The sequence below is a fragment of the Streptomyces sp. NPDC057271 genome (assembly GCF_042668715.1).
Classification (GTDB): Bacteria; Actinomycetota; Actinomycetes; order Streptomycetales; family Streptomycetaceae; genus Streptomyces.
Genome location: NZ_JBHUYJ010000162.1, coordinates 1 through 10,623, shown reverse-complemented (window position 1 = coordinate 10,623; position 10,623 = coordinate 1). Strand labels below are relative to the sequence as shown.

At 70.5% G+C, this 10,623-nt stretch carries 9 protein-coding genes and 1 pseudogene; 1 reads left to right on the top strand and 9 read right to left on the bottom strand.

Annotated features, from left to right (window positions below):
* The 7 genes from ACFUJR_RS37245 to ACFUJR_RS37215 all read right to left on the bottom strand — a co-directional run.
* Positions 1–102 (bottom strand): chorismate synthase (locus ACFUJR_RS37245; protein WP_383451197.1); only part of this gene is annotated, 102 nt, incomplete at its 3' end.
* Between the two features lie 224 nt (positions 103–326).
* Positions 327–1,154: a shikimate dehydrogenase gene (locus tag ACFUJR_RS37240; RefSeq protein WP_383175762.1), complete on the bottom strand. Its 828-nt coding sequence runs from the start codon at positions 1,152–1,154 to the stop codon at positions 327–329.
* The gene (mltG, locus tag ACFUJR_RS37235) at positions 1,154–2,899 is read right to left on the bottom strand and encodes an endolytic transglycosylase MltG (RefSeq protein WP_383175765.1); all 1,746 of its coding nucleotides are present in this window, start codon (positions 2,897–2,899) and stop codon (positions 1,154–1,156) included. Before mltG ends, ACFUJR_RS37240 begins: the two co-directional genes overlap by 1 nt.
* 102 nt (positions 2,900–3,001) lie before the next feature.
* Positions 3,002–3,466 carry a Holliday junction resolvase RuvX gene (gene ruvX / locus ACFUJR_RS37230; RefSeq protein ID WP_383175798.1) on the bottom strand — a complete coding sequence of 155 codons (465 nt, stop codon included), beginning with the start codon at positions 3,464–3,466 and terminating at the stop codon, positions 3,002–3,004.
* A gap of 2 nt (positions 3,467–3,468) precedes the next feature.
* The gene (gene alaS, locus ACFUJR_RS37225) at positions 3,469–6,138 is read right to left on the bottom strand and encodes an alanine--tRNA ligase (protein ID WP_383175768.1); all 2,670 of its coding nucleotides are present in this window, start codon (positions 6,136–6,138) and stop codon (positions 3,469–3,471) included.
* A complete protein-coding gene (locus ACFUJR_RS37220; RefSeq protein ID WP_383175771.1) occupies positions 6,138–6,491 on the bottom strand; it encodes a DUF6167 family protein in 354 nt (117 codons plus the stop codon). Before ACFUJR_RS37220 ends, alaS begins: the two co-directional genes overlap by 1 nt.
* A 6-nt stretch (positions 6,492–6,497) precedes the next feature.
* A complete protein-coding gene (locus ACFUJR_RS37215; protein WP_383175773.1) occupies positions 6,498–6,920 on the bottom strand; it encodes a DUF948 domain-containing protein in 423 nt (140 codons plus the stop codon).
* A 170-nt stretch (positions 6,921–7,090) separates the two neighbouring features.
* On the opposite strand from ACFUJR_RS37215, the gene ACFUJR_RS37210 reads away from it, so the two are divergent.
* Positions 7,091–9,211 carry an ATP-binding protein gene (locus tag ACFUJR_RS37210; protein WP_383175776.1) on the top strand — a complete coding sequence of 707 codons (2,121 nt, stop codon included), beginning with the start codon at positions 7,091–7,093 and terminating at the stop codon, positions 9,209–9,211.
* 75 nt (positions 9,212–9,286) lie between these two features.
* On the opposite strand, the gene rpsD is transcribed toward ACFUJR_RS37210, so the two are convergent.
* Together rpsD and ACFUJR_RS37200 are read right to left on the bottom strand one after the other, a co-directional pair.
* On the bottom strand, positions 9,287–9,901 hold the full coding sequence (gene rpsD / locus ACFUJR_RS37205; RefSeq protein WP_158985446.1) for a 30S ribosomal protein S4: 615 nt from the start codon (positions 9,899–9,901) through the stop codon (positions 9,287–9,289).
* A 353-nt stretch (positions 9,902–10,254) separates the two neighbouring features.
* A pseudogene (locus tag ACFUJR_RS37200) lies at positions 10,255–10,623 on the bottom strand (replication-associated recombination protein A); the annotation flags it as partial.

Genomic DNA, 10,623 nt, shown 5'->3' with positions numbered 1-10,623 from the left:
CAGCTCCGTGGTGACCGGAACACCAGCGGGAAGACCCTCCAGCGTCGCGACCAGCGCGGGTCCGTGCGACTCTCCGGCTGTCAGCCAGCGCAACCTGCTCAACGATGCTCCTCATGCTCGCGCCTGGAACTGCTGTGGCGCGACCGGGTGCGCGGCCCTGGCCCGCCACCCCCGATCCTCCCACGTCCGGGGGTCGAACCTGGTCGTCGGTCCAGCCATCGGACGCGAAGAACGTCAGATCGCTCGGGTCACGGGTTCGGGCCGGGAGCGCGGGGCGCGGGCAGCGCGCCACGGCCCGGCGGGCGCCGCGAGCGTCTCGGGAGCGTTCAGGCGACTGCCAGGGCCCTTTCACCGGCGTCGCGCATGGCGGCCAGCGGGGCCTCGGGAACGCCCGTCATCTGCTCGACCTGGAGGACGGCCTGGTGGACGAGGAGGTCGAGGCCGCCGAGGACCGCGCCCCCGCGCTCCGACCACGCGGCGGCGAGCGGTGTCGGCCAGGGGTGGTACAGCACGTCGAAGAGCGTGCCGGGCGCACCGGGGACCTCCGCCGCGAGCGCGTCGGTGGTGCCCGCCGGGGTGGTGGCGATGACGAGCGGGGCGGCGAACGCCCGGTCCGCGTTCGCCCAGTCGGCGGTACGCACGTCCACACCGAGCCGCTCGCCCCAGCCGCGCATCTCCTCGGCGCGGGCCGCGCTCCGGACGTAGGTGGTGACGGGGCCCGTACAGATCCGGGAGAGGGCGGCGAGCGCGGAGGAGGCGGTGGCGCCGGCCCCGAGGACCGCCGCGGACTCGACCTTGTCGACGCCCCGCTCCCGCAGGGCGGCGATCAGGCCGGGGATGTCCGTGTTGTCGCCGACCCGGCGGCCGTCCTCGGTGAAGACGACCGTGTTGACGGCCTCGACGGAGGCGGCCGTGTCGCTGATCTCGTCGAGCAGCGGGATGATCGCCCGCTTCAGCGGCATCGTCAGGGACAGCCCCGCCCAGGACTCGTCCAGTCCGGCGACGAAGCCGGGAAGCCCGGCCTCGTCGACCTCGAACCGCTCGTACGACCAGGTGTCGAGGCCGAGCGCGGCGTAGGCCGCCCGGTGCAGGACCGGGGAGAGCGAGTGTGCGATCGGCGAGCCCAGGACGGCCGCACGCCGCGTTGACGGCATCAGTTCTTCCTCGACTTGTTGAACTCGTTGACGAGCTTCTGGTGGTCGGCGTTCGTCTTGGTGAACCGGGACGTCTTGCCGTCGAGCGAGATGAAGTAGTACCAGCCCTCGCTCGTCGGGTTCACCACGCCCTTCAGTGCCTCGTTGCCCGGGTTTCCGATCGGGCCGGGCGGCAGGCCCTTGTAGAAGTACGTGTTGTAGAGGTTGTCGTACTTTCGCAGCTCTTCAAGGGTGAGGTCGATCTTGCTCTGGTTCTTGATGTAGTTGTACGTCGAGTCGAACTCGAGCTTGCCGTAGGTCTGCGGGTTGCTGGGCTTGAGCCGGTTGTAGACGACCTCGGACATCTTGCGGAAGTCGTCGTGCGACGTGCCCTCGGCCTGCACGAGGCTCGCGATGGTGATGAGCTGCCACGGACTGTCGACCCCGAGCTGCTTCGCCTTGGCCTCCAGGTCGTACTTCGCGTACTCCGCGTTGGCGCGGGAGACCATCTTGCGCAGCACGTCCTCGGGCTTGTTGCCCTTGGCCACCGGGTAGCTCGCCGGGAAGAGAAAGCCTTCCAGCGGGTCCTTCAGGTTCTCGTGGTTCTTCGCCCACTCCGGGAGGCCCAGGTCGTCCGCCTTCGCCTTGGCGACGCCCTGCGTGGTGCCCGCCTTGAGGTCGAGCTTCTTGTCGATCTGCTCGTAGACCCAGACGTTCCGCCGGCCCTCGGGGATCACGAAGTTCGCCTGGCTCGCCGGGTCGAGCATCATCGTGACGGCGCTCTCCGCCGACATCTCCTTCTTCAGCGTGTAGACGCCCGCCTGGATGGAGAGGCCCTTGGGGTTCTTCCCCTGCGCGGCGACGAAGGCGTCCACGCTCTTGACGACGCCCGCCTTCTTGAGGATGTTGCCGATCTCGTAGCCGCCGGAGTCCTTGGGGATCTCGACCTGGACCGAGCCGTTGCCGTCGCCCGCGTAGTCGGGTGCCTCGCCGAACTGGCCCTGCCAGAACTGGTAGCCGAAGTAGCCGATTCCGCCGACGCCGCCCACGAGGACGAGCGCGACGACCAGACAGGCGACGCCGTTCCTGCTCTTCTTGCCCTTGCCGCCCCGGCGGTCGCGCCCGCCCCGCGACGACCGCCTGTCGCCGGGCTCGTCGTCGTACTCGTCGTCGGTGCCGTCCTCACCGGTGAAGAAGGGGTGCCGCTCCTCTTCCTCGGCCTCCGCGGCCGCCTCCGCCTCCCATTCGGTGACGGGCTCCGGCGGGGCCTGCCGCCGGCCCGGGGGCTGCGGCGGCGGGTACGCCTCGGGGGTGCCGTAGAGATCCGGGTTCTGACCGCCGTAGGGGTCGGCTGGCGTCGTGCCGTACGGCATGGCCGCCTGCCCCGTCTCCCAGGTGGGGTCGTACTGCTGTACGGGATACCCGGACGTGTCGTAGCCCTGGGCGGGCTGGCCCTGGTATCCGCCGTACGTCGCGGGATCCACGTACTGCTGGGGGTGGTGCGCCTGCTGGTCGTACTGCCCCTGCTGCTGCGCGTGCGACTGCTGCTGGTGAAGCTGCGCGTGCTGCTGATGCTGGTGCTGGTGAGGCTGCTGGTGGTGCGGGTCGTAGCCCTGCGTCTGGCCCTGGCCGTACGGGTCCTGCTGACCGTACTGCTGCTGCGCCTGCTGCGGGTACTGCGGCTGGCCTCCCCATCCCTGGTCCCCGTACAAGGGGTCCTCGGGATGCCACGGTTCGGAGCCGGGGCCCCGGCCATACTCAGTCATCGATCCCCAAACAGCCGCGAGGCTTCCGGACGGTCCGCCTCTACGTAGTGCGGCAGGCTGTTCGAACACCGCCGCATCGCGCGGAACGTTACCGTATCGCGATCAGATGACCACTTCGACGCCCTCGCCAGGCGGATTACCTGATACCCGTTCGGACTCAAGAGCGTTCTGAAGGATGATCACAGCGGCGGCCTGGTCGATGACGGACCGCCCCTTCTTCGACTTCACTCCCGAGGCCCGGAGCCCCTGGGTCGCCGTCACGGTCGTCATGCGCTCGTCGACCAGGCGGACCGGCACCGGGGCGATGCCCTTCGCCAGCTCGCCCGCGAAGCGCCTGACCTTGGCCGCGGCCGGGCCCTCGCCCCCGGAGAGGGAGCGAGGGAGCCCGACCACGACCTCGATCGGTTCGTACTCCTCGACGATCTGGCGGAGCCGCCGGTGGGCGGCCGGGACGTCACGTCCCGGCACGGTCTCCACCGGCGTGGCGAGGACCCCGTCGGGGTCGCACGAGGCGACCCCGATCCGGGCGTCCCCGACGTCGATCGCGAGACGACGACCGCGGCGCATCGTCACGCGGTCTCCACCACGAGACGCTCGACGGCGTCGATGGCGTCGCCGACGGCTTCCGGGTTCTGACCGCCGCCCTGGGCGACGTCCGGCTTGCCGCCACCGCCGCCACCGAGGGTCTTGGCGGCTGTACGGACCAGCTCACCGGCCTTGAGACCGCGCTCGCGGGCGGCCTCGTTGGTGGCGATGACGGTCAGCGGGCGGCCGTTGGCCGTGGTGAACAGGGCCACGACGGCCGCGCGGTCCGACGGGATGCGGCCACGGACGTCGAGGACCAGCCTGCGCAGGTCGTCGGCGGACGTGCCGTCCTGGACCTGGCCGGTGACGAGCGCGACACCGCGGACGTCCTTGGCGGTCTCGACGAGACCGGCGGCGGCCTGGAGCACCTTCTCGGCGCGGAACTTCTCGATCTCCTTCTCGGCGTCCTTCAGCTTGCCGAGCATGGAGGAGATCTTCTCCGGAAGCTCCTCGGAGCGGCCCTTGACCAGCTCCTGGAGCTGAGCGACGACCAGGTGCTCCCGGGCGAGGAAGTTGTACGCGTCGACACCGACGAGGGCCTCGACACGGCGCACGCCACTGCCGATCGACGACTCGCCGAGCAGCTTGACCAGGCCGAGCGCGGCGGTGTTCTTGACGTGCGTACCGCCGCACAGCTCCTTGGAGAAGTCGCCGATGGTGACGACGCGCACCTTCTCGCCGTACTTCTCGCCGAACTCGGCGATGGCGCCCTGACGCTTGGCCTCGTCGATCGGCATGACCTCGGCGTGGACGTCGAGCTCGCGGCTGAGGACCTCGTTGATCTTCTGCTCGACGTCCATGAGGACCGTGCCGGGAACGGCGTTCGGCGAGCCGAAGTCGAACCGGAAGCGTCCGGGCGAGTTCTCGGAACCGGCCTGGGCGGCTGTCGGGCCGAGGGCGTCACGCAGGGCCTGGTGCGTCAGGTGCGTGGCGGAGTGGGCGCGGGCGATGGACTGCCGACGGCGGACGTCGATGGCGGCGTAGGCGGTGGAGCCGACCGTCACCTCGCCGACCTGGACGGAGCCCTTGTGCACGGAGACGCCGGGGACCGGCTGCTGGACGTCACGGATCTCGATGACGGCGCCGCTGTGGAGCCGGATCCGGCCCTGGTCGGCGAGCTGGCCGCCGCCCTCGGCGTAGAACGGGGTGCGGTCGAGGACGACCTCGACCTCGTCGCCCTCGGAGGCGGCCGGCGACGGGACGCCGTTGACCAGCAGACCGACGACCGTGGACTCGCCCTCGGTGTTGGTGTAGCCGGTGAACTCGGTGGCGCCGTTTCCGTCGGCGATCTCACGGTAGGCGGCGACATCGGCGTGGCCGGTCTTCTTGGCCTTGGCGTCGGCCTTGGCCTTGTCCCGCTGCTCCTGCATGAGGCGGCGGAAGCCCGCCTCGTCCACGGAGAGCCCCTGCTCGGCGGCGATCTCCAGGGTGAGGTCGATCGGGAAGCCCCAGGTGTCGTGGAGCAGGAAGGCCTTCTCGCCGGAGAGGACGGTGCCACCGGCGGCCCTGGTCTCGCTGACCGCGCCGTCGAGGACGTTCGAGCCGGCGTTGAGCGTCTTGAGGAAGCGGGCCTCCTCGGCGAGGGCGACGGTCTCGACGCGCTTGCGGTCGGTGATCAGCTCCGGGTACTGCTCGCCCATCGTGTTGATCACGGTGTCCACGAGCTCGCCGACGACCGGACCGGTGGCACCGAGCAGGCGCATGTTGCGGATGGCACGGCGCATGATGCGGCGCAGCACGTAGCCGCGGCCCTCGTTGCCCGGGGTGACGCCGTCGCCGATGAGCATCACGGACGTACGCATGTGGTCGGCGACGACGCGGAGCGAGACGTCGCTCTCGTGGGACTTGCCGTAGGCGACGCCGGTGAGCTCGGTGGCCTTGTCGATGACGACCTGGAGGGTGTCGGTCTCGTACATGTTCTGTACGCCTTGCAGGATCATCGCGAGGCGCTCGAGGCCGAGGCCGGTGTCGATGTTCTTGGACGGCAGCTCGCCGAGGATCGGGAAGTCCTCCTTGCCGGAGCCCTCGCCGCGCTCGTACTGCATGAAGACCAGGTTCCAGATCTCCACGTACCGCTCGTCGTTGACGGCCGGGCCGCCCTCGACGCCGAACTCGGGGCCGCGGTCGTAGTTGATCTCGGAGCACGGGCCGCAGGGGCCGGGGACGCCCATCGACCAGTAGTTGTCCTTCTTGCCGAGGCGCTGGATGCGCTCGGCGGGGACGCCGATGACGTCGCGCCAGATCTGCTCGGCCTCGTCGTCCTCCTGGTAGACGGTGATCCAGAGCTTCTCCGGCTCCAGCCCGTAGCCGCCGTGCTCCACCGGGGTGGTCAGCAGCTCCCAGGCGAGCTTGATGGCGCCTTCCTTGAAGTAGTCGCCGAAGGAGAAGTTGCCGCACATCTGGAAGAACGTGCCGTGGCGGGTGGTCTTGCCGACCTCTTCGATGTCGGGCGTACGCACGCACTTCTGCACGCTGGAGGCGCGCGAGAACGGCGGCTTGACCTCGCCGAGGAAGTACGGCTTGAAGGGAACCATGCCGGCGGGGACCAGAAGCAGAGTCGGGTCGTCCGCGATGAGCGACGCCGAAGGCACGACGGTGTGCCCGCGCTCCTCGAAGAAGCTCAGCCAGCGGCGGCGGATTTCAGCCGACTCCATCAGTGGTCCTCATTCCGGTTGTACGAAATCGTTCGGTACGAATACGTGGTGGTGGTGTCCGGGGTGGCATCGAGCGATGCCCTGCGGCGCGCCCCGGGGAGCTCGCGCCCGGCCGGTGCGTCCGGGGATGCCTCGAGGCCCAGTGCCTCGCCCAGTTCGGCTTCGCGCTGGACCATGCCCGCCTTGACGTCGAGGGCGAAGTCCTTGAGCCGGTGACCGGTCTCGATGGCCTTGTTCGCCGCCTGCGCGGCGAGGCTCTCCGGGGTCAGCTGCTTGAGCTTGCGGTTGACCTTGGTGGTGGCCCACACGCCGGCTGCTGCGCCTGCGGTGAACCAGAACGTACGGCGGAACATCGCGGGTCAGCCTTTCTGCTTCCGGCGCCGCGCGGAGGGCACGGTGCGACCGACGACGGTGCGGGGGGCGGGCGCGGCCGGTGCCTGGTCCCGGCCGAGGGCCCTGCGTACTCCGTAACCGAAGGCCGCGACCTTGACGAGCGGGCCGCCGAAGGTGGAGGCGACGGTCGTGGAGAGCGCCGAGGCGTTGGAGGTGACCTCCTGGACGTCCGAGGCGATGGCGTCCACGCGGTCGAGCTGGGTCTGCGCCGACCGCACGGTGGCGGAGGCGTCGCTGAGCAGCGGGACCGCCTGTTCGGTCACGTCCGCCACGAGCTTGGTGGTCGCCTTGAGCGTCTGCGCCAGCCTCACCAGAACCACGGCGAGGAAGGAGACGAGAATCGCCCAGAACACGGCCACCAGGATCCCGGCAACCTCTCCACCGGTCACTCCGCACCGCTCTCTGCTGTCGTTGGGCCCTTGCGAAAAGTCGTCCTCCGACCCTATCGCGCCCGGGGTCTTTCCCCGTACCGCATTAGGGGCGGTACGGGGGCTCAGGGACTGGGGATCAACCGCCCCGATTGTACGGAGTGCGCGTGGATGAGTACGCTCCGTGTCCCATGCGAAGGACCAACCTCCCGGCGGAGCTGAACGTCTTCGTCGGACGGGCCGCAGACCACGACCGACTGACCCGCCTCCTGGGGGAGTCGCGCCTGGTCACCGTCGTCGGGGTAGGGGGCGTCGGCAAGACCCGGCTCGCCCTGAGGGCCGCCAGGGCCGTGGAGAAACGCTACACCGACGGTGTATGGCTCGCCGATCTCTCGGTGCTGCCCGACCCGGAGCTCGTCGCCTTCGCCCTCGTCGAGGCGCTGGGGCTGACCGACCACACGCTGCGCACCCCGGTCGAGACGCTGACCGACCACCTCGCGGAGCGCCGGCTGCTGCTGGTGGTGGACGGTTTCGAGCACCTCGTCGAGGAGTGCGCCCCCTTGGTCCGTCGGCTTCTCGCGCACGCCCCGGGTCTCACCGTCCTCGCGGTGGGCCGCCGTCCGCTGCGCGTCGACGGGGAGGCCGTGGTCACGCTGGCGCCGATGGACGAGGACGACGCGGAGGCGCTGTTCGTGGAGCGGGCGGCGGCCTCGGCCGGACCCGGCCAGGCGACCGGGCCCGTACGCGAGCTGTGCCGGCGGCTCGACGGGATTCCGCTGGCACTGGAGCTGGCGGCCGCCCGGATGCCGCTCCTGACGGTGGAGCAGATGCTGCGGCGGCTGGGTGACCGGTTCCGGCTCCTGACGGACGGGGCGCGGGGCGCGCTCCCCCGGCACCAGACACTGCGTACGGCGATCGGCTGGAGCCACGAGCTGTGCACGCCGGAGGAGCGACTGCTGTGGGCGCGCCTTTCGGTCTTCGCCGGTCCGTTCGACCTGGAGGCGGTGGAGTACGTCTGCGCAGGCCGGGAGCTTCCGCCGGAGCGGGTGATGGATGTGCTCGGCGGTCTGCTCGCGCAGTCTCTGGTCGTACGCGAGGACACGGCCGCCGGTCCGAGATACCGGATACTGGATACGGTCTCCGACTACGGCGCGGAGTGGCTGGCGGCGCTCGGCGACACCGAGCGCATGCGCCGTCGGCACCGCGACTGGTACATGGGCCTGGCCACCTGGTGCGAGCTGGAGTGGTTCAGCCCGCGGCAGGCCGAGGTCGCGGCCTGCCTGGACGCCTCGCTCCCCAATCTTCGGGCGGCTCTCGAACTCTGTCTGGAGCAGCCGGACGAGGCGCACCTGGCGCAGCATCTCGCCGGGACGCTCTGGTTCGCCTGGGTCGGGTGCGGGCGTCTGGCCGAGGGCCGGCACTGGCTGGACCGGGCGCTCGCGCTCGACTCGGAGCACGATGACGCCCGGCTGAAGGCCCTGTGGGTGGTGGGGTACGTGACGATTCTGCAGGGCGACGCCACGGCGGCGGTGGCCGCGCTGCACGAGTGCGGGGAGCGGGCCCGCTCCCTCGGCAACCCCCTGGCAGAGGCGTGCGCGACGCACCGGATGGGCTGTCTGGCGCTGCTCTCGGACGACATGCCGCGTGCGGAGGAGCTGATCGGCCGGGCCCTGGCGACGTACCGGGAGCTGGGCGAACTCAACAGCAACGTGCTGATGGGTCAGGTCGAGCTGGCGATGGCCCGGGTCTTCCAGGGCGATCTGGAGGGCGGGGTCGCGCTCTGCGCGGAGGTGCGGGAGATCTGCGAGGAGCGCGGCGAGCGCTGGACCAAGGCGTACGCGCTCTATGTCCTGGCGTACGCGGCGTGGGCCGGGGGCGATCACCGCGAGGCGCGGACGCTGCTCACGGAGTGCGTCGGCATCAACCACATGTTCCACGATCTGGTGGGGCTGGTGCTGGCGATCGAGCTGCTCGCACTGGTGACGGCGAGCGAGGGCGATCCGACGGAGGCGGCCGTGCTGCAGGGCGCCGCACTGCCGGTGTGGGACTCGGTGGGGCTGCGGCTCTTCGGCTCGGGCCACTTCAACGGCGCGCGGGCGCTGTGCGCGGCCAAGGCCGGGGAACTGCTGGGCGCGGAACGCTATCGGGCGTCGGTGCGGGAGGGGCAGGGGCTCTCGCTGGACGCGGCGGTGGACCGGGCACTCAGCGTGCGCCGGAACCCGGGCGCACGCGGCACGGGCCCACGGGCGCCGCGCCCGTTCCGTACGGCGTTCCCGGAGAACGCGGAAGCCCGCCGACTCCCCCACTCGTAAGGGCGGGGAAGCGGCGGGCTGAACACCGCGGGGGGTACTACGGCTCCCCCGGCTACCGCCGGGAGATGCCCCAGATCAGCGGGCGTAGTACTCGACGACCAGCTGCTCGTCGCAGATGACCGGGATTTCCTTGCGGTTCGGGTCGCGGTCGAGGCGGAAGGCCAGGGCCTTCAGGTTGACCTGCAGGTAGCGCGGGGTCTCACCGTCGGCGGCGAAGCCACCCTCACGGGCCACCTGGAACAGGGGCTTCTCGCGGGAGCGCTCGCGGACCATCACGACGTCGTCGGGACGGACGCGGAACGACGGCTTGTCGACCTTGCCACCGTTGACCTGGATGTGACCGTGCACGACCATCTGGCGGGCCTGGTAGATGGTGCGGGCGATGCCCGAACGCAGGACCAGGGCGTCGAGGCGACGCTCGAGCTCGACGACCAGCGCCTCACCCGTCTTGCCCTCGGCCTTCTTGGCACGGTCGTAGGCGCGCGCCATCTGGCGCTCGCTGATGTCGTACTGCGCGCGCAGACGCTGCTTCTCGAGCAGACGGACCTTGTAGTCCGAGTTCTGCTTGCGGCCACGGCCGTGCTCGCCCGGCGGGTAGGGGCGGGCCTCGAAGTACTTGACGGCCTTCGGGGTCAGCGCGATGCCGAGGGCACGCGACTTCTTGACCTTGGGACGGGACTGGTTCGGCATGAACCAACCTCTCTATCTGTACGAATACGGCTTCACCAGGGTTAGAGGAGGTCGCATCCGCAGCCGGGGAAACCCGTACGGTCGTCGAGGACCTGACGGGCAGCCGCTCCCTGGTCTGGGCACATACGTGCAGCACGCGAACGGCCCATCGCCTGATCCCGGGGGCCGGGGAGGTGATGGGTTGCCCGCGACACCTTCGAAGGTGCGCGACACTCCTGGAGATTCCGCGCGAGGCGGGTCTCCGGCTGCCTGTCCCGTTCTGGTGGCGCCGACCGAAGCCGGACACGGGACGCAGCACTCCGCACGAGTGTACCGGGTCGGCCGGGGGCCTGTGCACGCGCCCGGGCCTGCCGTCAGCCGTCGCCGCGCAGCCGCTCCCGCACCTTCTCGACCACGTCCGCGTACCTCGCCTCCGCGCCGTAACGCGTCGGCTCGTAGTAGCGCCTGCCGTGGACCTCGTCCGGCGCGTACTGCTGCGCCGCGATACCGCCCGGGACGTCGTGCGGATACACGTACCCCTGGGCGTGGCCCAGCTTGGCCGCGCCCTTGTAGTGACCGTCGCGCAGATGCGGCGGGACCGCGCCCGCGAGGCCGTCGCGCACGTCCGCCTGGGCCGCGAAGATCGCGGTGGTCGCCGCGTTCGACTTGGGGGCCAGGGCCAGCGCGATCGTGGCGTGGCTCAGGGTCAGCGCCGCTTCGGGGAAACCGATCATGGCGACGGC

Excerpts from the sequence above, each read along its gene's own strand:
- alaS (WP_383175768.1), bottom strand. The coding sequence starts at position 6,138 with ATGGAGTCGGCTGAAATCCGCCGCCGCTGGCTGAGCTTCTTCGAGGAG.
- ACFUJR_RS37210 (WP_383175776.1), top strand. The coding sequence starts at position 7,091 with ATGCGAAGGACCAACCTCCCGGCGGAGCTGAACGTCTTCGTCGGACGG.
- mltG (WP_383175765.1), bottom strand. The coding sequence starts at position 2,899 with ATGACTGAGTATGGCCGGGGCCCCGGCTCCGAACCGTGGCATCCCGAG.
- ACFUJR_RS37220 (WP_383175771.1), bottom strand. The coding sequence starts at position 6,491 with ATGTTCCGCCGTACGTTCTGGTTCACCGCAGGCGCAGCAGCCGGCGTG.
- ACFUJR_RS37240 (WP_383175762.1), bottom strand. The coding sequence starts at position 1,154 with ATGCCGTCAACGCGGCGTGCGGCCGTCCTGGGCTCGCCGATCGCACAC.
- ruvX (WP_383175798.1), bottom strand. The coding sequence starts at position 3,466 with ATGCGCCGCGGTCGTCGTCTCGCGATCGACGTCGGGGACGCCCGGATC.
- rpsD (WP_158985446.1), bottom strand. The coding sequence starts at position 9,901 with ATGCCGAACCAGTCCCGTCCCAAGGTCAAGAAGTCGCGTGCCCTCGGC.